This window comes from Streptomyces sp. M41 (genome assembly GCF_043673425.1).
Lineage (GTDB): Bacteria > Actinomycetota > Actinomycetes > Streptomycetales > Streptomycetaceae > Streptomyces.
In genome coordinates this window covers 83,054-105,996 of record NZ_JBIMKE010000016.1, presented here as the reverse complement: position 1 = coordinate 105,996, position 22,943 = coordinate 83,054, and the positions used below count along the sequence as shown (strand labels likewise).

The following is a 22,943-nucleotide window of genomic DNA, read 5'->3' as shown; positions in this document are numbered from 1 at the left end:
CGAGGATGCAGGCGCCCACGGCGACCGTCAGCGGCTGTCCGAGGGCTCCCGTGCGGGGTGGGCGGTGCTCGTCGGAGTGGGTCCGGGGGTGCGCCGGCCCGTCCTCGATCGGCGGATGCGCAGGGCCACGAAGCCGACGGCCGCCACGGCCAGTACGGCCAGGATCGCCTTGGAGTACAGCCCCACCAGATCCGTGACCTGGTGCCAGCGCGCGCCGAGGGCGTAGCCGGCGGCGATGAAGGCGGTGTTCCAGATGAGGCTGCCCAGCGCGGTGAGGGTGAGGAAGACGGGCAGCCGCATGCGTTCGACGCCCGCCGGTATCGAGATCAGGCTGCGGAACACCGGCACGAAGCGGCCGAAGAAGACGGCCTTGGTGCCGTGCCGCGCGAACCACGCCTCCGTCCGCTCCACGTCCAAGGCCTTCACCAGCGGCAGCCTGGCCGCGACCGCGATCAGGCGTTCCCGGCCGATGAGCGCGCCCAGCAGGTAGAGGACCAGGGCTCCCGCCACCGACCCCGCCGTCGTCCAGGCGATGGCATCTGCGACGTCCATTCGCCCCTGGCTTGCGGTGAAGCCGGCCAGCGGCAGGATCACCTCGCTGGGCAGCGGCGGGAAGAGGTTCTCCAGGGCGATGGCCAGTCCGGCCCCCGGTCCGCCCAGCTTCTCCATCAGCCCGGCGGCCCAACCGGCGACCCCGCCGACGGGCGCGTCCGAGGCAGCAGCAAAGATCATGCCTGCCACTTTACGAAGTCTTGACCTAAAGGCGCGGTGAGTGCCCTGCCCCGCGACGCCGGAGCGACCCGAGCGACCCGAGTGACAGGGCCTAGGCCAGCCCGGCCTCCGCCAGCAGGAACGCCGTCATCGGGTCGTAGAACCGCGGGCTCACCACATGGTCGTCCAGCGGCACGACCACCTGCACGGTGCCTTCCGCCTCCGCGAGGAACAGCGCCGGGTCGTTGCAGTCCGCGTAGCCGACCGCGTCGACGCCGTGCTGTCCGGCACAGCCCGCCCAGCCGTGGTCGGCGACCACCAGGTCCGGCAGCGGGCGCCCCTCGCGCTCCAGCCCCGTCAGGATGGCCTTCATCGGCTCGCCGGAATGGGTGTGCCAGAGGGTCGCGCCGTGCTCGAGGACGGCCACGTCGGCGAACTGCATGACGTAGCCCTCCTCCGTCTGGAGGCCGTCCGGGATCACGACGATCTCGCAGCCCGCCGTGCGCAGCGCGCTCGCGGTGGCGCGATGGACGTCCAGCAGGCCGCCCGGGTGCCCGGTCGCGAACAGCACGCGCTGCCCGCCGTCCGCCGCCTTGCGCAGCCGCGCCGCCATCCGCTCCAGCGCGGCCACGGTCAGCTCGGGGTCGATGGTGTCCTGGCCGTGGCGGTACTCCGCGTCGTCGTTCACCCCCACGCGCTCCGCCATCACCGCGAGCACGTCCTGCTCGTCGGTCCACCGGTCGCCGAGTTCCAGGCCGAGCCAGTAGTGGCGGTTGCCGTTCGCCAACTGGCGGTAGTGGGAGAGGTTGTTCTCGCGTGGCGTCGCGACATCGCCCGCGATACGGGTACTGACGAGATGGTCGACGAGCTCGGCGCGGCTGGGTGTCCCGGGTATCGGCATGGGTCCCATTGTGAGGCAGACAACTGCGGGAACGGTGGCCTCCGGTGCGCGTGCGATACGCGTCACTGTGCAGATCACCGCTCGATGTGCCGCAGGGCGAACCACAGTTCCATGCGTACGTCCGGGTCGTCGAGGTCGGTGCCGAGCAGCGCCGCGCACCGGGCGATCCGCTGGCGGACGGTGTTGCGGTGCACGGACAGGGCCACGGCGGTGCGGTCCCAGCTGCCGTGCAGGGAGAGCCAGGTGCGCAGGGTCTCGGTGAGCGGGGCCGTCAGGGGTGCGAGGAGGGCGTGGGCGTGGGCCTGTGCCTCGTCGGGGGAGAGCAGGTCCGTCAGGGCAGGGCGGTGCGTGCCGTGCTGGAAGAGGGGTGCGCGAGTGGCCCGCGCACGGGACAGCGCCCGGGCCGCCTGGGCGTCGGCCGCCGGCCACTGGTCGGGTGCCGCGGGGGCGCTGACGCCCAGGGTCCAGCCGTCCTGCGGCGACGGCTCCCGGCCCGCCGGGACGAGGACGCGTACGACGTCCGGTGCCAGGTCGACCAGCGGGGAGCCGAGGGCCGCGCCCAGCGCCGAGGCCGCCACAGGGTCGCACGGCGGGGCGTCGGGGCGGGCGTGCACCACGAGCCAGGCGTCGCCGCCGAGCAGCGGCGCGACCGTCTCCGGCTCGGCCCCCAGCAGCAGCCGTACGAGCGCCGAGGACCGGGCCGCTCCGGAGCCGCTGTGATGCTCGCCGGTGAGGAGGGAGAGCAGCACGGCGGCGACGGAGGCGATGGTGTGGTCACCGGTGTCCCGGCGCGGGGCGGCGACCCCGAGCACGAAGCCCTGCCCGGCCCCGAGGGCGTAGACGGCGAGGTGGGTGCCGGAGGGGGTGGTGTCGGTGGCGGACGTGGGGGCGGGGCGGGTGCTCGCGGTGCCGGGGCGGGGGGCGGCGGTGCCGGGGTTCTCGGCGCTGGGAGGGGCGGTGGCGGGGTTGGAGTGGTCGGCGGCGGGGGCGGATCGGTCCGGGGCGGGGGGCGTGGGTGGGGGAGGGGGCAGGGCAGGGGGAGGGGTGGAGGCCGGGGTGCCGGCGGGAGCGGAGGTGGGGTCCGTGGTTCGGCCGGCAGTGGCGGCCGGGTCCGAGGTTCGGCCGGCAGTGGCGGCCGGGTCCGTGGTTCGGCCGAGGGCGGTGGTCTCCCTCGGCTCGCCGCCAGCCGCCGTTGCCGCCCCGGCGGTCGTCGTCGCACCCGAGGTCTTCGTCCCCCCGGACGCCGCCGTCCCCCCGGACGCCGCGGTCACCCCGGAGGTCGCCGTCCCCCCAGTGGTTGCCGCCCCGGAAGTCGCCGCCGCCCCGGCGGTCGTCGTCGGCGCGCCCGCCCCGCGGGCTGAGTCGGCTGCACCTGTCGGCCTTACGACCTCCGCCAGCTCGCGCAGTGCCTGCCGGGTCCCGCCCGCCGGTGCGCGGCCCGCCTCCCCGATCACCGTGCCCTCCGGCCCGTACAGCACCGCCCGGCCGCCCACCCGCTGGGCCAGCCGGCGCAGCACCGCCGGTACCGGGTCCGGGCGCGAGGCCGCCGCCGCGAGGCTCTGCTGGGCCTCCGTCACTCGGCGCAGCTCGGCGAGGCGGGCCCGGGCCATCAGTTGCCAGACCGCGCGGGCGACGCCCGAGAAGGTGGTCCGGGGCGGGACCTCCAGCAGCGGGAGGCCGTATGCCTCGCACGCCGCCACCAGCGCGCCGGGCACCGTGTCGTGGACGGGGGCGAGTCCGAAGCCGAGCGCCGCGCCGCCCGCCGCGACGATCCGGGCGACGTAGTCGTCGAAGTAGGTGCCCGCACCGGCAGGCTTCGGGATGTGCACTCCGGCCGTGAGCAGCAGCTCGCCGCCCAGGAGGTAGGGGTACGGATCGGCCATCTCCGAGGTGTGCGCCCAGTGGATCACCGTGTCCGCGTCCCGTGGCCCGGCGATCTGGCGCAGGCCGAGGTCCTCACGGGCCAGGAGGGCCGAGAGCGGTACCGGTGGGGTCGGCGGAACGGTGAGCTCCGGCATGTGGACGTTTCCTCCAGTCATGCGGCCTCGGATGGATGAAACGTACACTTCGCAGTCGCTTTCCGGCCACCTACTGTCGATCCGGACCGGCAGCCGCGGGTACGGGCGGATGTCCCCGCGAGCCGCTGCCAACCGCCTGGTCTCAGGAAAACCCCACGTATCTGCACGACACGCCACCGGGATGTGCGCGAAGGAGGCCCCACATGGCCGTCGACTACACAGTCATCGTCGTCTATCTGGCCGGCATGCTGGCCATGGGCTGGTGGGGCATGCGCCGCGCCAAGTCCAAGAGCGAGTTCCTGGTGGCCGGGCGCCGGCTCGGGCCCGCCATGTACTCCGGCACCATGGCCGCGATCGTCCTCGGCGGCGCCTCCACCATCGGCGGCGTGGGGCTCGGCTACCAGTACGGGCTCTCCGGCGCCTGGATGGTGGTCACCATCGGCGTCGGCCTGCTCGCGCTGTCCGTCTTCTTCTCCGCGCGCATCGCCCGGCTGAAGGTCTACACCGTCTCCGAGATGCTGGACCTGCGCTACGGCGGCCGGGCCGGCGTCATCTCCGGTGTCGTCATGTGGGCGTACACCCTCATGCTCGCGGTCACCTCGACCATCGCGTACGCCACCATCTTCGACGTCCTGTTCGACATGAACCGGACCGTCGCGATCGTCCTCGGCGGCTCGATCGTCGTCGCCTACTCCACGCTCGGCGGCATGTGGTCCATCACGCTCACCGACATGGTGCAGTTCGTGGTGAAGACCGTCGGCGTGCTGCTTCTGCTCCTGCCCATCGCGGTCGTCAAGGCCGGCGGGTTCAGCGAGATGAAGGCGCAGCTGCCGACCGAGTACTTCGACCCGCTGGGCATCGGCGGCGAGACGATCTTCACCTACGTCCTGATCTATACCTTCGGCATGCTGATCGGGCAGGACATCTGGCAGCGGGTGTTCACCGCGCGCAGCGACAAGACGGCCAAGTGGGGCGGCACGGTGGCCGGCACCTACTGCCTCGCCTACGCCCTCGCCGGCGCCGTCATCGGTACCGCCGCCAAGGTGCTCTACCCCAAGCTCGGCAGCGCGGACGACGCCTTCGCGACCATCGTCAAGGACGAACTCCCGGTCGGCGTGCGGGGCCTGGTGCTGGCCGCCGCCCTCGCCGCCGTGATGTCCACCTCCTCCGGCGCGCTCATCGCCTGTGCGACCGTCGCCAACAACGACATCTGGTCGCGGCTGCGCGGTGCCGTGCGCCGGACCGAGGACGCGCACGACGGCGTGCACGACGAGGTGAAGGGCAACCGCGCCTTCATCCTCCTCATGGGCATCGCCGTGATCGCCACGGCCATCGCGCTGAACAACGTCGTCGAGGCGCTCACCGTCGCCTACAACCTGCTCGTCGGCGGACTGCTGGTGCCGATCCTGGGCGGGCTGCTGTGGCGGCGCGGAACCGCGCACGGGGCGCTGGCCTCCGTCGTCGTCGGCGGTGTCGCGGTGATCGCCCTGATGGCGACCCACGGCATTCTGGCCAACGAACCGGTCTACTACGGGCTGCTGTCTTCCCTCGCCGCGTACCTCGCCGTCTCCTTGATGACGAAGCCGACCGACGAGGCCGTCCTCACCGCCTGGCGTGAGCGCCTCGCCGGGCAGACCCCCGAACTCGTGTCCGAACCGGTGCCGGCTCCCCAGTAGAGTCAAGGCAGAAGCACATACGCGATGAAGCGTAGGAAAGAAGGCATTTCATCATGACTGGCAACGAGACGCCCCGCGGCCCCGTCGACTCCTCCCGCATTCCGCGGTACGCGGGCCCCGCGACCTTCGCCCGGCTCCCCCGCCTCGACGAGGTCGGCCGCGCCGATGTCGCCGTGGTCGGTGTGCCGTTCGACTCGGGCGTCTCGTACCGGCCGGGCGCCCGCTTCGGCGGCAACGCCATCCGTGAGGCGTCCCGGCTGCTGCGCCCGTACAACCCGGCGCAGGACGCGTCCCCGTTCGCCCTCGCCCAGGTCGCGGACGGCGGGGACATCGCGGTGAACCCCTTCAACATCAACGAGGCCGTCGAGACGGTCGAAGCCGCCGCGGACGACCTGATCGGCACCGGCGCCCGGCTGATGACCCTGGGCGGCGACCACACCATCGCGCTGCCGCTGCTGCGCTCGGTCGCCAAGAAGCACGGCCCGGTCGCCCTGCTCCACTTCGACGCCCACCTCGACACCTGGGACACCTACTTCGGCGCCGAGTACACCCACGGCACCCCGTTCCGCCGGGCGGTGGAGGAGGGCATCCTCGACACCGAGGCGCTCTCCCACGTCGGTATCCGCGGCCCGCTGTACGGCAAGCAGGACCTCACCGACGACGAGAAGATGGGCTTCGGCATCGTGACGTCGTCCGACGTCTACCGCCGCGGCGCCGACGAGGTGGCCGACCAGCTGCGCCAGCGCATCGGCGACCGCCCGCTGTACATCTCCATCGACATCGACTGCCTCGACCCGGCCCACGCGCCCGGCACCGGCACCCCCGAGGCGGGCGGCATGACCTCCCGCGAGCTGCTGGAGATCCTGCGGGGCCTGGCGTCCTGCAACCTGGTCTCGGCGGACGTCGTCGAGGTGGCGCCCGCGTACGATCACGCCGAGATCACGTCGGTGGCCGCGTCCCACACGGCGTACGAACTGACCACGATCATGTCCCGCCAGATCGCGGCGGCCCGTGAGGAGAACGAGGGCAAGTGACCCACGACCACGACCTGGTACTCCGCCCGACCGAGGCGCAGACCGCCGCCGCCCTGAACCCTCCGGCCGGCCGCAACGGCGGAGACCTGGTCGTGGAGACGCTGGCCGGGCTCGGCGCGACGACCGTCTTCGGACTGCCCGGCCAGCACGCCCTGGGCATGTTCGACGCGCTGCGCCGCTCCGACCTGCGGTACATCGGTCTGCGGGTGGAGAACAACGCCGGTTTCGCGGCGGACGCGTACGGCCGTATCACGGGCGAGGCGGCGCCGCTGCTGCTGTCCACCGGCCCCGGGGCGCTGACCTCGCTGGCCGCGCTCCAGGAGGCGGTGGCGGCCTCCGCCCCCGTGCTGGCGATCAGCAGCCAGGTCCCGACGGCCGGGCTGGGCGGCGGCCGGCACGGCTACCTGCACGAACTCCCCGACCAGGCGGCCTCGTTCAGGGGCGTGGTGAAGTCCGTCCACACCGTCCGCACCCAGTCCCAGATCCCCTCCGCGATCGAGGCGGCCTGGAAGTCGGCGCTGACCGCCCCGCACGGCCCGGTGTGGGTGGAGATCCCGCAGGACGTGCTGCTCGCCGAGACGTCGATCCCGGTGGTGACGGGCGGCGACGCCTTCCCCGAGGAGCTGCCGCCGCGCCCCGAACTGACGGCGGTCGCCGCTCATCTGCTGTCCCACGCCGAGCGCCCGGCGATCATCGCGGGCGGGGGAGTGGTACGGGCGGACGCCTCGGGCAAGCTGAGGCAGCTGGCCGAGCGGCTCCAGGCGCCGGTGGTCACGACCCCGGGCGGCAAGGGCGCGTTCCCCTGGAAGCACCCGCTGTCCCTCCAGTCCTGGCTGGAGGACCGGCACACCACGGACTTCCTGGAGGACGCCGACGTCCTCCTGGTCGTGGGCTCGGGGCTCGGTGAACTCTCCTCCAACTACCACACCTTCAAACCGCGCGGCCGGGTCATCCAGATCGAGGCCGACCTCGGCAAGCTGGAGTCCAACCACCCGGCGCTGGGCATCCACGCGGATGCGCGTCTCGCCTTGCAGGCGCTGCTGGAGACGGTGCCGGAGCGGGCGGACGCGACGGTGCCCGAGCGCGTGCAGGAGGTGCTCGCGAAGGTCGCCGAGCGCATCGCCGCTCAGGAACTCACCCTGGAACAGGAGGTCCTGGCCGCCGTACGCCGTGCCCTCCCCGCCGACTCCCCGTCCTTCTGGGACATGACGATCCTGGCCTACTGGGCCTGGTCGGCCTTCGACGCCAAGGGCCCCAACCATCTGCACTCCGCCCAGGGCGCGGGCGGCCTCGGCTACGGCTTCCCCGCGGCCCTCGGCGCGGCCGTCGCCGACCCGACCCGCCCGGTGCTCGCGGTCTCCGGCGACGGCGGCGCCCTGTACTCGATCGCCGAGCTGGCGACGGCCCGCCAGTACGACCTGAACGTCACCTGGCTCATCGTCGACGACGGCGGCTACGGCATCCTGCGTGAGTACATGACGGACACCTTCGGCCGGGCGACGGCGACGGAACTGACCCGGCCGGACTATGTGAGCCTCGCCGAGTCCTTCGGCGTCCCCGGGGTCCGCACGACCCCGGAGACGCTGGAGACCGACCTGGCGAAGGCGTTGGCCGCGCCCGGCCCGTCGGTGGTGGTGCTCCCGGCGGTGCTGCGGATGTTCGCGCCGACGCACCTGGACGGCTGACGGGCAGCCCGGCTGCCCCTGCCGGGCTGCCGGGCCGGAGGTGCGGCCCCTACCAGATCGACTCGACCCACTCCGGGTGGTCGATGAACGGGTTGCGGTTGCCCTGGTAGGTGTCGTAGATGATCTCGTTGCGGCGCTCCTCGAAGGCGTCCGGCGGGTCCTCGTCGTTCCACTGCTTCAGGACCGAGAGACGGCCGTGCAGGGGGACGCTGCCGTTGATGGAGTCGTTGGCCTCCAGGTCGGGCCGGCCGTCGTCGCCCTCGTAGCGGACCGCCATGTAGAGGATCATGCGGGCCACGTCGCCCTTGACGGCGTCGCGCGGCTCGAAGGAGTCGGAGTCGGTCAGGCTGCCACCGGAGTTGGTGAAGCCGCTGCCGCCATGGTCGAAGTCCTTGTTGCCGCGGATGGAGTTGACCTGGACGTCCTCCGGGCGCAGATGGTGCAGGTCGGTGCCCGGGCCGGCGGAGGTGCCGAAGTCGCCGTGGGACTGGGCCCACACGTGCTCGCGGTTCCAGTTGCCGGTGCTGCCGCCATTGAGGGACTTGCTGCGGGAGATGCCCGAGTACAGCAGCTTCACGTTGTCGCTGTCGGCCGGGTCCTCGTCGGTGACCTTCAGGGCGTTCCAGACGGCCGAGTAGGAGAGGGTGTCCTGGTCGCTGATGATCTCGTGGAGCGAATCCTTCAGCGCCGCACCGGACTTGCCGATCGCGTCGGCGTAGTACGTGTCGTCGTACGCGTCGTCATACGTCTCGCCGTATGTCTCGCCGTACGTCCCGTCGTACGCCGGGGTCGTCGCGGCGGCCGGGGCCGCGGTGAGCGCGGGGGTGAGGCCGGCCAGGAGGGCGGCCGTGGTCAGCGCCAGCGGCTTGAAGCCGCGGCGTATGCGTGTCGCCAGCATGTGGGGTTCCCATCTACGCGGGTTGAATGGAGGCGGCACAGAGGAGGGTGGCATGGACATGCGGCGTTGTCGATGGCTTGAACGTGTCGATCGGATGACGGGAAACGGCACATCGGGCCTGTTCGGGTCCCGAAGCGATCCGTGACCGCCTCGGCGTGTGGACTGCCCCGCCGCTACGCCGTCAGCGGTCATCTTGCGTACAACCTTTCATGTCGGCTCGTTGGTCAACAGGACATGACTCACGGGACAACGAGCGAGAAGACAACGGGCGGGGCCAGACGGGTGCGGGCGCTCGTGGCCGTCGGTGTGGGCGCGGGGATCCTCATACCGTCCGTCGCCGCCGCCACCCCCGCCGCCGCGGCCCCCGCCCCCGCCCCCGCCGTCAGCTGTACGTCCGCCAAGGCGGGCCTCGCCGACAAGCTGAAGCGGGACATCACCGCGGCGCTGGCGGGCCGCAAGGGCACCGTCGCGGTGGGGCTCTACGACCGCTCCACGAAGACCACTTGTACCCTGCGGGCCTCCAGCGCCTACGACTCCGCCAGTGTCGTCAAGGTGACCGTGCTGGCCGCACTGCTGTGGGACGCGAAGAAGAACGACCGGTTCCTGACCGACCGTGAGGTGTCCCTCGCCAAGGCGATGATCACCAAGTCGGACAACGCCGCCACCAGCACGCTCTGGAAGCAGCTGGGGATGACGAAGATCAAGGGCTTCCTGGCCGCCGCCGGCATGACCCAGACCAAGCCCGGCGCGGACGGCTACTGGGGCCTGACCCGGATCACCGTCACCGACGAGCAGAAGCTGCTGGGGCTCATCACCGCCAAGAACGCGGTACTCAGCGACAACTCGCGCGCCTACATCCTGAAGCTGATGGGCCAGGTCGTCTCCTCGCAGCGCTGGGGCACGCCGTACGGAGTGCCGTCCGGTGTCACCGTGGCCGTCAAGAACGGCTGGCTGAAGCGGTCCACGCAGGGCTGGCGGGTGCACAGCGTCGGCGCGTTCAAGGGCGGCGGACACGACTACATGATCACGGTGCTGACGCACGGCAACAGCACCATGAACTACGGCATTTCCACCATCCAGGGCGTGGCGAAGGTCATCCACAAGGACCTGGCGGCAAGCTGACCCTTCACGCGGCGGCCTACCCCACGTCACCCACCCGACCTACGGTGACGTCCATGCGCCTGAGAACCGTACTCGCGACCCTCGCCGCGGGCCTGGTGGCGGCCACCTGCCTCACCGCCGCCGGCCCGGCGACCGCCGACTCACGGGGCCGCCACGCCTGTTCGCCCTCCGTCTCCATCGACCGCTTCTCCGACGCGCTCGACAAGACGACGTACGACGGCACCTTCGTCGGCAACCTCTCCGCCCTCGCCGTGGACCGGGACGGCTCGCTCGCGGCCGTCTCCGACCGCTCCGCCCTCTTCCGCCTCGACCGCAGGACACTCGCGCCGAAGGGCGTCGTCCCGCTCGCCGACGAGAGCGGCGCGGCCCTCGACTCCGAGGGCCTGGTCGTCCAGCGCGACGGCACCCGGCTGGTCTCCTCCGAGACCGAGCCCGCCGTACGCCGCCACGCCCGCGACGGCCGGATCCTCGACCGGCTCCCCGTACCGGACGCGCTCAAGACCGCCCCGGTCGGCCGCGGCGTCCCCAACGGCACCTTCGAAGGACTGACCCTGCTCCCCGGCGGACGCACCCTGCTCGCCTCCATGGAGTACGCGCTCTCCGGCGACAGCGCCGGCATCGTCCGCTTCCAGACCTGGCGCAAGACCAGGGGCGGCCACTTCCAGCTCGGCCGGCAGTACGCCTACCGCACCGACACCGGCCTCGGCGTCCCCGAGGTCCAGGCCACCCCCGACGGCCGCCTCCTCGTCCTGGAACGCGGCTTCACCTCCGGCGTGGGCAACACCGTCCGCCTCTACCTCGCCGACCCGCGCCGCGCCACGGACACGAGCGGCGTCGAGCGGCTGACCGGGCAGGACGGCGTACGCCTGATCGGCAAGACGCTGCTCACCGACCTCGTGACCTGCCCGTCACTCGGAGCGACCACCGGGCAGCCCCAGCCGAACCCGCTGCTCGACAACATCGAGGGCATGGCGGTCACGGGCCGTGCCGGCGCTCGCCTCAGGGTGCTGCTGGTCAGCGACGACAACCAGAACGCGGTGCAGACCACGCGCTTCTACCACCTGCGGGTCCGTGTCTGATCGCGAACCGATTGTCACGGAGGGATGAAATCCGTCCGTCACCGTGTTGGTGCCTTCCGGTAGATCAGGACGAACGGAGGGCACCGGCGTGGCAGCGCAGCAGGGGTGGGCGAAACGACTGTGGGGCTATGCCTGGCGCTACCCCAAGGACGTGATCCTCGCCCTCGGCTCGTCCCTCGCCGGTATGGCCGTCATGGCGGTCGTCCCGCTGATCACCAAGGTGATCATCGACGACGTCATCACCGACCGGACCCGGGGCATGGCCCTCTGGGCGGGGCTGCTGATCGCCGCCGCCCTCGTGGTCTACGTCCTCACCTACATCCGCCGCTACTACGGCGGCCGTCTCGCCCTCGACGTCCAGCACGATCTGCGGACCGACATGTTCGGCACGATCACCCGGCTCGACGGGCGCCGTCAGGACGAGCTGTCCACCGGCCAGGTCGTCGGCCGGGCCACCAGCGACCTCCAGCTGATCCAGGGCCTGCTCTTCATGCTCCCGATGACCATCGGGAACTTCGCGCTCTTCCTGATCTCCCTGGTCGTCATGGCCTGGCTGTCGCTGCCGCTGACCCTGGTCGCCCTCGCGGTCGCCCCGGCCCTGTGGTGGGTCGCCCGGCGCAGCCGGTCCAAGCTGCACCCCTCCACCTGGTACGCCCAGGCCCAGGCCGCCGCGGTCGCCGGCGTCGTCGACGGCGCGGTCAGCGGCGTACGGGTGGTGAAGGGGTTCGGGCAGGAGGACCAGGAGACCGGGAAGCTGCGCGAGGTCAGCCGGCGGCTGTTCGCCGGGCGGCTGCGCACCATCCGGTTCAACTCCAAGTACACCCCGGCGCTCCAGGCGGTCCCGGCGCTCGGGCAGGTCGCGATGCTCGCCCTCGGCGGCTGGCTGGCGGTGCGCGGGCACATCACGCTGGGCACGTTCGTCGCCTTCTCCACCTACCTCGCCCAGCTGGTCGGCCCGGTCCGGATGCTCGCCATGGTCCTCACCGTCGGACAGCAGGCGAGGGCCGGCAGCGAACGCGTCCTGGAGCTGATCGACACCGAACCGTCGATCAAGGACGGCACCAGAACCCTCCCGGCCGACGCCCCCGCGACCGTCGAGTTCGACGACGTGTCCTTCGGCTACGCCGACGAGCGCCCGGTCCTCGACGGGCTCAGCTTCGCGATACGCCCCGGCGAGACCCTCGCGGTCGTCGGCTCCTCCGGCTCCGGCAAGTCCACGATCTCCCTGCTCCTGCCGCGCTTCTACGACGCCACCCGGGGCGCCGTCCTCGTCGGCGGCCACGACGTGCGCGAGCTGACCCTCGACTCCCTGCGGGCCGCGATCGGGCTGGTCCCCGAGGACTCCTTCCTCTTCTCGGACACGGTCCGCAACAACATCGCCTACGGCCGCCCCGACGCGACCGACGAGGAGATCGAGGCCGCCGCGCGCGCCGCCCAGGCCGACCGCTTCATCACCGAGCTGCCCGAGGGCTACGCCACCAAGGTCGGCGAGCAGGGCCTCACCCTCTCCGGCGGCCAGCGTCAGCGTGTCGCGCTCGCCCGCGCCATCCTCACCGACCCCCGTCTCCTCGTCCTCGACGACGCCACGTCGGCGGTGGACGCGCGCGTCGAGCACGAGATCCACGAGGCGCTGAAGCACGTCATGGAGGGCCGCACCACCCTCCTCATCGCCCACCGCCGCTCCACCCTGGGCCTCGCCGACCGCATCGCGGTCCTGGACGCCGGCCGCCTCGCCGACATCGGCACCCACGAGGAACTCCAGGAACGCTCCGCCCTCTACCGCCGTCTGCTCACCGACCCCGACGAACTCGGCGGCGTCTCACCCGGCCACACCCAGCCGGCCTGCCCCCAGGAGGACACCTCCGTACGGGACGAGCTGGACGCCGAGTTCGACGCCGAGCGCGGGGTCACGCCGAGGCTGTGGACCGGCGACCGCGAACGCAAGGACCTGGCGCTGTCGGAGTCCCCGGCCACCCCCGAGCTGCTCGCCCAGGTCGACGCCCTGCCCCCCGCGACCGACACCCCCGACGTCGACGAGGCCCAGGCGGTCCGGCCGGAGGAGTCGTACGGGCTCAAGCGGCTGCTCCGCGGCTTCGCGCTGCCCCTGCTGATCAGCCTCGGTCTGGTCGCCATGGACGCCGGGATGGGCCTGCTGCTGCCCGTCATGATCCGGCACGGCATCGACGACGGTGTCAGCGCGGCGGCCCTCGGCGCCGTCTGGGCGGCCTCCCTGCTCGCGCTGCTCGCGGTGATCGCCCAGTGGGCCGCGCAGATCGGCGAGACCCGGATGACCGGCCGCACCGGCGAACGCGTCCTGTACTCCCTGCGCCTGAAGATCTTCGCCCAGCTCCAGCGGCTCGGGCTGGACTACTACGAGCGCGAGCTGACCGGCCGGATCATGACCAGGATGACGACGGACGTGGACGCGCTGTCGACGTTCCTCCAGACCGGCCTGGTCACCGCCTTCGTCTCCGTCGTCACGTTCTTCGGCATCATGGTCGCCCTGCTGGTGCTCGACTTCCAGCTCGCCTTCGTCGTCTTCGCGACGCTGCCGCCGCTGATCGTCGCGACGTTCTTCTTCCGCCGGGCCAGTGTGAAGGCGTACGAACTCGCCCGGGAACGCGTGTCGGTCGTCAACGCCGACCTCCAGGAGTCGGTCGCCGGGCTGCGGATCGTGCAGGCCTTCCGGCGCGAGCGGGACGGCGGTGCGCGGTTCGCCGAGCGCAGCGACAGCTACCGCCAGGCCCGGATCCGTGGCCAGTGGCTGATCTCCATCTACTTCCCGTTCGTGCAGTTCCTGTCGTCGGCCGCCGCGGCCGCGGTGCTGATCGCGGGCGGCGCCCGGATCGAGGCCGCGACCCTGACGACCGGTGCGCTGGTGGCGTACCTGCTGTACATCGACCTGTTCTTCGCCCCCGTCCAGCAGCTCTCCCAGGTCTTCGACGGCTACCAGCAGGCCACGGTCTCCCTGGGCCGCATCCAGGAACTGCTGCGCGAGCCGACGTCCACGAAGGCGGCCGAGCAGCCACTGGAGGTGCCGTCGCTGCGCGGCGAGGTCGCCTTCGAGGACGTGCACTTCCGGTACGGCGACGGCGAGGAGGCCCTGTCGGGCATCGAGCTGCGCATCCCCGCCGGCCAGACGGTCGCCTTCGTCGGCGAGACCGGCGCCGGCAAGTCGACGCTGGTCAAACTGGTGGCCCGCTTCTACGACCCCACCGCCGGCCGGGTCACGGTCGACGGCAAGGATCTGCGCTCCCTGGACACCACCGCGTACCGCCACCGGCTCGGCGTCGTCCCGCAGGAGGCGTACCTCTTCCAGGGCACCGTCCGCGACGCCATCGCCTACGGCCGCCCGGCGGCGACGGACGCCGAGGTCGAGGCTGCGGCCCGCGCGGTCGGCGCCCACGAGATGATCGCCACCCTCGACGGCGGCTACCTCCACGAGGTCGCCGAGCGCGGACGCAACCTCTCCGCCGGGCAGCGCCAGCTGATCGCGCTGGCCCGCGCCGAGCTGGTCGACCCCGACATCCTGCTCCTCGACGAGGCGACGGCGGCGCTGGACCTGGCCACGGAGGCCCAGGTCAACCAGGCGACGGACCGTCTCGCGGGCCGCCGCACCACCCTCGTCGTCGCCCACCGCCTGACCACGGCCGCCCGCGCGGACCGGGTCGTGCTGATGGCCCACGGCCGGGTCGCGGAGGACGGCACCCACGAGGAGCTGCTGGCCCGCGGCGGCCACTACGCCGAACTGTGGCGGACCTTCCTCGGGCAGGCCGAACCGGAGGAGCCGGTCGCCGCGTCCCGGTAGGGCCGTGCAACCATCCGGCATACGTCGTGCGTCCGTACACCAGTACGCTCGATGCCGGTGTACGGGGAGGACAACACGGTGGACAGAGGTGCGATACGCCGACGACTGGCCGTCGGCATGGCGGTGCTGACCGCGTCCGGACTGCTGGCACTCGCGGCCCCGACGCAGGCCCAGGCGGCGCCCACGCGCTGCGAGGGCCGCAAGGTCAAGACCTACCCGTTCTCCACCGGCACGCTGTACGTCTACAAGAAGCGCGGCTACGTCTGCGCCATCACCAAGGCCAAGGACCCCGGCCGCAAACAGTGGATGATGGTCAGCGTCCAGGCCCGCCGAGCCAACCCCGTCGTCGACGCCTCCCGCTACCGCTACCAGGCGGGACCGGTGACGGTGCATGCCGGGCAGCGGTGTGTGTGGGTGAAGGGAAAGGTGGGGCGGGGGGCGGTGAGCAAGGGGTGGATTCTTTGCTGACGGGGTGGCCCCGCACCCGTTGCGTCCGCCCGGCGTAGGGATCATCCGCACACGGATGCGTCCGAGTCGTGGAGGTAGGCGGCGCGTTCCTCCGGGGTGAGGTCGCGGCCGAAGGTGCGGCAGATCTGCTGGACGGCCTGATCGGGATCGGGGGGCGTGGCGACGTCCCACAGGCGCCCGGTCCCGTCCCCGCCCACGATGGCGAGGGTGCGGCCGTCGGGGCTGAACGCCAGCGAATTCACCCCACTGAATCCCGCAGCGAGCGTGGCGAGGGCCTTGCCGGTTGCGGCGTCCCACAGACGGACCGTGCCGTCAGCGCTGCCTGTGGCAAGGGTGTCGCCGTCGGGGTGAAAGGCCACCGTCAGCACGGCGGTGGTGTGTTCGGTCAGCGAGGCGAGCGTCTTGCCGGTGGCTCTGTCCCACAGTCGGACGGTGCCGTCGTCGCTTGCGGTGGCGACCCTGTGACCGTCGGGGCTGAAGGCCACCGACAGTACGTATCCGCTGTGTCCGGTGAGTGTGGCGCGCCTCTTTCCGGAGGCCACGTCCCAGAGTGCCACCGTGGAGTCCTCACTGGCCGTGGCGAGGATTTTGCTGTCGGGACTGAACTCCATCGCGTACACGACGCGGTCGTGGGCGTCGAGTGGGAGGCGCACCTCGCCGGAGGCCGCATCGCGAAGGAACGCCGCGCCCGTGTCATCCGCGCTGGCGAGGGTCCGGCCGTCCGGGCTGAAGGCCACCGTCCGCACCCAGTCCTGGTGTTCCTCCAATGTCGCGCGGTTCTTTCCCGTGGCAGGGTCCCAAAGTCGGACGGTTCCGTCGTCGCTGCCTGTGGCGACGATGCGGCCGTCTGGGTGGAAGGCGACCGCGTTCACCTCGTCACCATGACCGACGAGAGTCTTGCGGCGTTGGCCCGTGACCGGGTCCCAAAGCTGGGCGGCCTTGTCGGCGCTGCTGGTGGCGATGGTGCGGCCGTCCTTGCTGAATGCCACCGAATACACGTTGCTGGTATGGCCCTTGAGGGTCGTGCGGTCGTTGCCTGCGGTCGAGTCCCATAGCCGTACGGTCGCGTCGCGACCTGCGGTGGCCAAGGTCCGACTGTCGCGGCTGAACGCCAGTGCGGTCACCTCGTTGGCGTGCCCGGTGAGCGCGGCGCGGGGTGCGCCGGTGGACGCGTCCCACAGTCGCACATAGCGGTCGTAGGCCGTGGCGAACGACTTGCTGTCCGCGCTGAAGGCGATCAGGAGAGCCGGCTCGTACAGCGTGGTGCGCTTCGTGCCGGTCCTCGGGTCCCTCAGGTGGGCTTCAGCGTTGTCGGCGGTGGCGAGGGTGCGGCCGTCCGGGCTGAAGGCCACCGACGTCACGGGCAGGGTGTGCTCCTTGAGCGTGCGGGACGTGCCGGTTTCGAGGTTCCACAGGCGGACGGTGTTGTCGGCGCTGCCGGTGGCGAGGGTGCGGCCGTCCCGGCTGAACGCCAAGGTCGTGACCGGCTCCGTGTGTCCTTCGAGTGCCCTGCCGGGTTCGCCGGTTTCGGGGTTCCACAGGCGGACGGTGTGGTCGGCGCCGCTGGTGGCGAGGGTGCGGCCGTCCCGGCTGAACGCCACTGCCCTGACCGAATCCCGGTGTCCTTCGAGTGTCCTGCCGGGTTCGCCGGTCTTGGCGTTCCACAGGCGGACGGTGTGGTCGGCGCTGCCGGTGGCCAGGGTGCGGCCGTTCGGACTGAACGCCACGGCGTTCACGGCGTCCTTGTGCCCTCGGAGTCTGGCCCGGGGCTTCCTCGTGGCCGAGTCCCACAGACGGACGGACCAGTCCATACCGCCGGTGGCGATGGTGCCGCCGTCGGGGCTGTAGGCCACGGCGCGCACCTCGCCCGTGTGCCCGGACAGTCGGCGATGCGTCGGCAGGGCCGAGGCAGTTCTCAGACTGTCGACGGCCTCGGACGTGTGGCTGCTGCGGTATGCCTTGACAGCCAGGAGCGCGGCGAGTTCCGGGTTGGTGACGATGAGTTCGTCCGACTGCGCGGCAAGCTGCCGTGACAATGCCGCCTCCTTCGCGGCGTCCACCTTCCGCCACTGCCACAGCACACCCCCCGCCGCCACGAGCGCCAGCACCAGCAATCCCCCGAGGAACCCGTTGAGCACCCGGCTGCGCCGGATCGCCGCCCGTTGTCGCTCCTTGCTCGCGGTCAGGAACTCCCTGATGTCCGAAGGCAGTCGCCGCTGCTCGGACCACTCCATGCCTTCCGCCAGCGCCGTGCCGCCGAGCAGGTCGCCCGGGTCCTTCTGGTCGGCCCAGCGGGCCCGGCGATCGCGGGTGAGTTCGAGCCATTCCTGGAAGCGGTGATCCTGGTCGACCCACGCCCGTAGCGCGCCCCAGTCACGGATGAGCGCGTCGTGGATCAGCTCGGCCACCGGTTCGCCGGTAGGGGCGCCGGGGTGTTGCGGGACGCGGAGGGTCTGGGTGGTGATGATGCGTCGGTGGGCGAGCGCGGCGATGACGGTGTCGACGGCGGCCCGGTCGGCGACGGTGCCGGGGGCGGCTGCCAGATCGCGCAGCTCGTCCAAAGGAACCTGCGTGCGTACGGCGGTGACGTTGTAACTGGGGTCGGCCGGGTGCACCAGCGAGGTCAGTGCCCGCCGGGCGATGAGCCGCTGCTCGGAGGTGAGCTCGTCGAGCGCGCTGTCGCACCACGTGGTCACGCTTCCGCTGACCCCGCCGATGCGCCGGTACGCCTCGTGGGTGAGGTAGCCGTCCTTGCGTCTGTCCCACAGCTGCCGGAGGGTCATTTCCAGCAGGGGCAGTACGGTGACAGGCGCCTGGCGGGTGAGGGAGGCTTCCGGCGTGCTTTCCAGGACGTCGCTGATGAGCTGCTCCGGCAGCCCGGGCTGGAAGTGCAGGCCCACGTCCTCGGCGGGCAGGACGATGATGTCGTGCAGGTCCTGCGGGCTGAGCGTGCCCGGCACGTTGAGCAGCCCCGGCGTGGCGGCTTCCAGCAGCCTGGGGGCTCGCGCGGCCAGTTGAGGATAGAAGTCGTCACGCATGATCAGGATCACGGTGATCTTCGTGTACGCGTCGGCGGCCGTCGTCACCTCGTCGATGACCCCCAGTACCTCCCGCAGCCGGCCGTTGGACGTCTGGACCAGCAGCTCTTCGAACTGGTCGATGACCAGCAGGATCCGCTGATACGAGGGCTCGGTGGCCAGCCTGCGGTTGACCGCCGTCGTGATGCCGACCGTGCCGGCCCCCGGCAGCCCCGCCCGCTCGATCTCGGCCAGCATGTCCTTGCGAGGACGGGCGAGGACGGGCAGCCAGCGGTCGCTGCCGGGCAGCTCCCCTTGCGCCAGTGCCTGCAGCACCCCCGCCTGGATCAGCGACGACTTGCCCGAGCCCGACGGCCCGAGCAGCAGGGTGAGTCGCCGCTGCTGTGCCAGGTTCGTCAGGACCTGCTGCACCGCGTCCGTCCGGCCTTCGAACCACCGCGCGTGCTCCGCGGTGAAGGGCTCCAGCCCCCGATAGGGGCACACCTCCCGCTCGGCCAGCTCCGGCAGGATCTCCCGCAGGGTCTGGGTCGGGGTGACGTAGGCGATGCCCTGCCCGCGTTCGTACGCGTCGGGAGCGGTGATCTCCGTCAGCATGCCGATGACCAGGCCGGTCACCTCGTCGAGGACGGGCCCGCCGCTGAACCCGGTGGTGAGGTCGTTGGCGGCGGTCAGTTGCAGAAGCGCCCCTCTGCCGTCCGAGCCCGGCAGCAGGTCGCCGGCCACTCCGTAGCCGAAGTGCCCTTCCGGCGGGGCCTGGGCGGGAAACCCGAACGAGCGCACCTCATGGCCCCGGCAGCCCTCCGCCGAGCCCAGCGCGAGTGCCCGTCCGTCCGTCGGCGTGCCGCGCAGCCGGATGAAGGCCACGTCCTCCGTCTCGGGCGCACGCCACAGGTCGGGGACGACGTCGCCCCCGACCCCGTCCGCACCCTCACGGTGCGGAAAGGCCAGGCTCACACGCCCTCCGGGCCCGCTCCCGGCGGCCTGCACGACATGTGCGCACGTGACAAGGACACCCTCGGTCACCAGGAAGCCCGCCCCCGCCGCCCTGCCGTCCGGCCCCAGCACCTGCGCGACGGCGGCGGGCAGGTGCGCCGCCATGCCGTCGTCGGGGACGTACTCGGCTCCGGCCATCGGATCAGACCGGACTCTGCCACGACACGGTCACCTTCAGATGGCAGCCGGCCTGACTCTTGGTGATCACCGCCCCTGCCTCGAACGCGAGGTCGACACCGAACTCGACCGTGATCGCGTCGGGTCGAGCCCGGCGCAGCTGATCGAGTGCCGCGCGTGCCGCCTCCGTGACCGGCTCCAGGGCCTCTTGCAGAGTCCTCGGCACTTCACGGACGGCGTCGCCGACGCGGCCGGCCTTCACCGGCCCCTCCACAGGGGCCGGCGCCTCGAAGAGAACGGAGCCCCCGCCCTCCAGCGGTATTCGGGTCAGTGGTGCCAAGACGCCTCCCACAGGTGTCGTCCTGGCCAGGATCACCACATCAGGCCACGGACGGCCCCCCGGAGTAGGCCGTACGCCTCACGCCGGCCACCTCACACCGGCCGTGCGCACCCCACCGCCCGCTCACCGCCCAGCTGGACGTACAGGGCCGTCGAGACGGGGCACTCGGACCGCTTGGGTACAGCCTTGGTGACCTTGTACTGGGGTTCGCGTTCGCCCTTGCCGTCGCAGGACGTCTCGCGGACCTGGCCGTCGCCGGAGTCGTAGACGCAGTCGCCGACGATCGTGCGGGGGCCGCCTCCGCCGCCCGGGTCGCCGGGGTGGGGTGGGGTCAGGTTGCGCATGCAGGCGAAGCCCTGGGGGATGGCGCCGTCGCCGTCCTCGTCGGAGGTGCGGCTCTGTTCGCTGATGTGCAGGACGAAGTCCGTGGTGCCGGGGCATCGGGGCCCGTCGCCGACCCGGCCGTCATGGCGGGCCACGACCCGCGCGGCGGCCCGCTCGCCGGTGCAGGAGACCTCGGTGAAGCTCGTCGTACCGAAGGAGCTGCACTCGTCGACGCCGAGGAACACCGCGCCGTAGCCGGCCGGCCGGGTCGGCGTCGTCTCCGGACCGGTGCCGGTGCCGGTGCCGATATCGTCCTCACTCCCTGTGCCGGGCCCGCTCAGGCGGCCGTCCCCCGCCGCCACCGCGCCCGGGGGGCCCGACGCGTCCGACGCACCGGGCGCCTGCCGGCATCCCGTCGACAGCGCGGCGAGCAGTACCAGCCACGCACACGCCACCCCCACGGCACTTCTTACGCGCATCGCCCACTCCCCCCGGTGCCCCCGTCCAGCGTGACCCGCCGCAGCGGGCGCACGCCAGGCGGACGGGGTCCTTTGCGTAAGTCGGTGGTGAGTGGGGTGGGTATATGACGTACGGGCGGTACGTCCAAGGTGCTACCGCGAGCTAATCGCGCCGGTACGACAGCCCGTGGCCGACCGGGTAGAGCACGCGCGTCGGATCGTCCGCACGCTGCACCGGCACCGGGAGCCTGCCGCGCGGTGACACTCGGCCGGCGATGACGCGTGCGGCGGCGCGCAGTTCCACGTCGGTCCAGGAGTAGGACGCCAGGCAGGCCGGGACGGCGGGCAGATGGGCCACGTCGTAGGGGTTGCGGATCGCCACCGCCACCACCGGCCTGCCGGTCGCGAGCAGTTGCTCCACCAGTGCCTTCTGCGCGCTTGCCGCCGTGACGTTGTACGTCCCGACCACCACCGCGTCCGCCGCGCCCGCCGCCGCGACGGCCCTGGCGATGGTCGCGGCGGAGGGCGCCGTCCCTGTCGACAGGGCGGTGGTGGTGAAGCCCAGTTCGGCGAGGGCGGCGGCGAGGACGCCGGTCGGCGGGCCCGTGGTGCCGGACGGTGAGGCCGGGTCGGCGCCGGTGACCAGGAGCCTCGGGTGGGTGCGGCGGGACAGCGGGAGCAGCCGGCCCGTGTTCACCAGCAGAGTCGTCGTCCGCTCGGCGATGCGGTCGGCGACCCTGAGGTGCGACGGGGTGCCCACGTGCCGGTCGACTCCGCCCTGGCTGACGTACGGCTCGTCGAAGAGGCGCAGCTTCGCCTTCAGCCGCAGGACGCGCAGGATCGATTCGTCGAGGCGTGCCTCCGTCAGCTCGCCGTCCTGCACCGCCTTCAGGACCGCGTTCCAGGCGACGTCCAGCGAGGGCGGGTTGAGGAGCTGGTCCACTCCCGCCTTGAGCGCGAGGACGGGGACGCGGTCGTCGCCGTACTTGGTCCTTACGCCCTCCATGCCGAGGGAGTCCGTCACCACCACGCCGTCGTAGCCCAGTTCCTCGCGCAGGATGCCGGTGAGGATCGGGCGGGAGAGGGTGGCCGGGTCGCCGGAGTCGTCGAGGGCCGGGACCATGATGTGGGCGGTCATGATGGAGTCGATGCCGGCGCGGACGGCGGCCCGGAAGGGCGGGGCGTCCAGGGTCTCCCACTGTTCACGGGTGTGGGTGATGACGGGGAAGCCGTAGTGGCTGTCGACGGCCGTGTCACCGTGCCCCGGGAAGTGCTTGGCGGTGGCCGCGACCTGACGGGAGCGCTGATATCCGGCCACCTCGGCGGCGACCATGCCGGCGGCGGCGGCCGGGTCGGCGCCGAAGGAGCGCACGCCGATGACCGGGTTGGCCGGGTTGACGTTCACGTCGGCGACGGGGGAGTAGTTCTGCCGGATGCCCAGCGCGCGCAGCTCCCGGCCGGCGACGCGGCCGAGGGTGCGGGCGTCGGAGCGTGAGCCGCCGGCGCCGATGGCCATGGCGCCCGGGAACAGGGTGGCGGGCTTGCCGACGCGGCAGACGATGCCGTGCTCCTGGTCGGTGGAGATCAGCACGGGCAGCCCGCGGGGCTGGGTCAGGGAGGCCCGCTGGATGCCGTTGGACAGGTCGGCGATCTGGTGGGGGTCGCGGGTGTTGTGCGCCCAGGTGAAGTAGATGATGCCGCCCACGCGGTACCTGGCGACCAGCTCGGCCGCCGTGCGGACGCCGATCTCCTTGAGGTTGGCATCGATGTCGGCCTGGTCGGGGGCGGTGGCGGAGTGGCCGTACACCCGCATCACGAACAGCTGGCCGACCTTCTCCTCCAGCGTCATCCTGGCGATGAGGGCGCGCAGTCCTCGGTCGTCGTGGGTGGCTGCGCCGGCGTGGGCGGTGCCGCCGACGGCCAGGGCGGTGGTGAGGCCGGCGCCGGCCGCGAGGACCGTACGTCTTGACGGTGGTGCGGTGTTTCCCATGCTTCCCGTGCTGGTGTCGGGCACGTGCGCTCCTTCCGGAGGTGGTGCGCTGAAGGAAACTTCCGAGAAGTCACCAATATCCGGGAAGTTTCTGCCAGTCAAGGGAGTGCACCGTAACCAGGAAGGGGCCGCCATCGGCGCAGTTGGAGGGGGGCGCGCCGATGACGGCGTGCTGCCGGCCGCGGCACGGCGGAGAGGGTTGGTCAGCGATCGCAGCCAGCAGCGAGGGCCGACACCGCACCACGGTGACTCTCCGGCAGCTTGCGTGTTGGACGAGTGAGGA

At 71.9% G+C, this 22,943-nt stretch carries 15 protein-coding genes; 7 read left to right on the top strand and 8 right to left on the bottom strand.

Going from position 1 to position 22,943, the window contains the following annotated elements:
• Positions 1 to 27: 27 nt before the first annotated feature.
• The 3 genes from ACHBTE_RS20760 to ACHBTE_RS20750 form a co-directional block, all read right to left on the bottom strand.
• On the bottom strand, positions 28 to 669 hold the full coding sequence (locus ACHBTE_RS20760) for a DedA family protein (RefSeq protein WP_394725538.1): 642 nt from the start codon (positions 667 to 669) through the stop codon (positions 28 to 30).
• Between the two features lie 154 nt (positions 670 to 823).
• Positions 824 to 1,612, bottom strand: coding sequence for a phosphatase (locus tag ACHBTE_RS20755; protein ID WP_394725476.1), 789 nt, complete (start codon positions 1,610 to 1,612; stop codon positions 824 to 826).
• 74 nt (positions 1,613 to 1,686) lie between these two features.
• The gene (locus ACHBTE_RS20750) at positions 1,687 to 3,630 is read right to left on the bottom strand and encodes a PucR family transcriptional regulator ligand-binding domain-containing protein (protein WP_394725475.1); all 1,944 of its coding nucleotides are present in this window, start codon (positions 3,628 to 3,630) and stop codon (positions 1,687 to 1,689) included.
• 203 nt (positions 3,631 to 3,833) lie between these two features.
• On the opposite strand from ACHBTE_RS20750, the gene ACHBTE_RS20745 reads away from it, so the two are divergent.
• The 3 genes from ACHBTE_RS20745 to ACHBTE_RS20735 are packed head-to-tail and all read left to right on the top strand — an operon-like array spanning position 3,834 to position 8,025.
• Positions 3,834 to 5,306 (top strand): sodium:solute symporter, encoded by a 1,473-nt coding sequence (locus ACHBTE_RS20745; protein WP_394725474.1) that lies wholly within the window; start codon positions 3,834 to 3,836, stop codon positions 5,304 to 5,306.
• Between the two features lie 53 nt (positions 5,307 to 5,359).
• Positions 5,360 to 6,340: an agmatinase gene (speB, locus tag ACHBTE_RS20740; RefSeq protein ID WP_394725473.1), complete on the top strand. Its 981-nt coding sequence runs from the start codon at positions 5,360 to 5,362 to the stop codon at positions 6,338 to 6,340.
• A complete protein-coding gene (locus ACHBTE_RS20735) occupies positions 6,337 to 8,025 on the top strand; it encodes a thiamine pyrophosphate-binding protein (protein WP_394725472.1) in 1,689 nt (562 codons plus the stop codon). Before speB ends, ACHBTE_RS20735 begins: the two co-directional genes overlap by 4 nt.
• A 49-nt stretch (positions 8,026 to 8,074) precedes the next feature.
• Here the strand turns inward: ACHBTE_RS20735 and ACHBTE_RS20730 are convergent, their stop codons facing one another.
• Complete coding sequence (locus ACHBTE_RS20730) at positions 8,075 to 8,923, bottom strand: endonuclease I family protein (RefSeq protein ID WP_394725471.1); 849 nt, start codon at positions 8,921 to 8,923, stop codon at positions 8,075 to 8,077.
• A 234-nt stretch (positions 8,924 to 9,157) separates the two neighbouring features.
• On the opposite strand from ACHBTE_RS20730, the gene ACHBTE_RS20725 reads away from it, so the two are divergent.
• The 4 genes from ACHBTE_RS20725 (at position 9,158) to ACHBTE_RS20710 (ending at position 15,400) form a co-directional block, all read left to right on the top strand.
• Entirely contained in the window at positions 9,158 to 10,045 is an 888-nt protein-coding gene (locus ACHBTE_RS20725) for a serine hydrolase (RefSeq protein ID WP_394725470.1), read from the top strand.
• A 53-nt stretch (positions 10,046 to 10,098) separates the two neighbouring features.
• Positions 10,099 to 11,124, top strand: coding sequence for an esterase-like activity of phytase family protein (locus tag ACHBTE_RS20720; protein ID WP_394725469.1), 1,026 nt, complete (start codon positions 10,099 to 10,101; stop codon positions 11,122 to 11,124).
• Positions 11,125 to 11,212: 88 nt separating this feature from the next.
• A complete protein-coding gene (locus tag ACHBTE_RS20715; protein WP_394725468.1) occupies positions 11,213 to 14,932 on the top strand; it encodes an ABC transporter ATP-binding protein in 3,720 nt (1,239 codons plus the stop codon).
• 78 nt (positions 14,933 to 15,010) lie between these two features.
• Positions 15,011 to 15,400: a hypothetical protein gene (locus ACHBTE_RS20710; protein ID WP_394725467.1), complete on the top strand. Its 390-nt coding sequence runs from the start codon at positions 15,011 to 15,013 to the stop codon at positions 15,398 to 15,400.
• Positions 15,401 to 15,441: 41 nt separating this feature from the next.
• Here the strand turns inward: ACHBTE_RS20710 and ACHBTE_RS20705 are convergent, their stop codons facing one another.
• From ACHBTE_RS20705 to ACHBTE_RS20690, 4 genes are all read right to left on the bottom strand, one after another.
• Positions 15,442 to 19,569, bottom strand: a complete 4,128-nt coding sequence (locus tag ACHBTE_RS20705; RefSeq protein ID WP_394725466.1) for a trypsin-like peptidase domain-containing protein — start codon at positions 19,567 to 19,569, stop codon at positions 15,442 to 15,444.
• A 4-nt stretch (positions 19,570 to 19,573) separates the two neighbouring features.
• Positions 19,574 to 19,888, bottom strand: coding sequence for a CU044_2847 family protein (locus ACHBTE_RS20700; RefSeq protein WP_394725465.1), 315 nt, complete (start codon positions 19,886 to 19,888; stop codon positions 19,574 to 19,576).
• Positions 19,889 to 19,980: 92 nt separating this feature from the next.
• Positions 19,981 to 20,691 (bottom strand): hypothetical protein, encoded by a 711-nt coding sequence (locus ACHBTE_RS20695; protein WP_394725464.1) that lies wholly within the window; start codon positions 20,689 to 20,691, stop codon positions 19,981 to 19,983.
• Positions 20,692 to 20,833: 142 nt separating this feature from the next.
• Positions 20,834 to 22,684: a glycoside hydrolase family 3 protein gene (locus ACHBTE_RS20690; protein ID WP_394725463.1), complete on the bottom strand. Its 1,851-nt coding sequence runs from the start codon at positions 22,682 to 22,684 to the stop codon at positions 20,834 to 20,836.
• Positions 22,685 to 22,943: the final 259 nt, after the last annotated feature.

Coding starts and splice junctions, on each gene's coding strand:
- ACHBTE_RS20760 (WP_394725538.1), bottom strand. CDS start 669: ATGGAGAAGCTGGGCGGACCGGGGGCCGGACTGGCCATCGCCCTGGAG.
- ACHBTE_RS20755 (WP_394725476.1), bottom strand. CDS start 1,612: ATGCCGATACCCGGGACACCCAGCCGCGCCGAGCTCGTCGACCATCTC.
- ACHBTE_RS20750 (WP_394725475.1), bottom strand. CDS start 3,630: ATGCCGGAGCTCACCGTTCCGCCGACCCCACCGGTACCGCTCTCGGCC.
- ACHBTE_RS20745 (WP_394725474.1), top strand. CDS start 3,834: ATGGCCGTCGACTACACAGTCATCGTCGTCTATCTGGCCGGCATGCTG.
- speB (WP_394725473.1), top strand. CDS start 5,360: ATGACTGGCAACGAGACGCCCCGCGGCCCCGTCGACTCCTCCCGCATT.
- ACHBTE_RS20730 (WP_394725471.1), bottom strand. CDS start 8,923: ATGCTGGCGACACGCATACGCCGCGGCTTCAAGCCGCTGGCGCTGACC.
- ACHBTE_RS20725 (WP_394725470.1), top strand. CDS start 9,158: ATGACTCACGGGACAACGAGCGAGAAGACAACGGGCGGGGCCAGACGG.
- ACHBTE_RS20720 (WP_394725469.1), top strand. CDS start 10,099: ATGCGCCTGAGAACCGTACTCGCGACCCTCGCCGCGGGCCTGGTGGCG.
- ACHBTE_RS20705 (WP_394725466.1), bottom strand. CDS start 19,569: ATGGCCGGAGCCGAGTACGTCCCCGACGACGGCATGGCGGCGCACCTG.
- ACHBTE_RS20695 (WP_394725464.1), bottom strand. CDS start 20,691: ATGCGCGTAAGAAGTGCCGTGGGGGTGGCGTGTGCGTGGCTGGTACTG.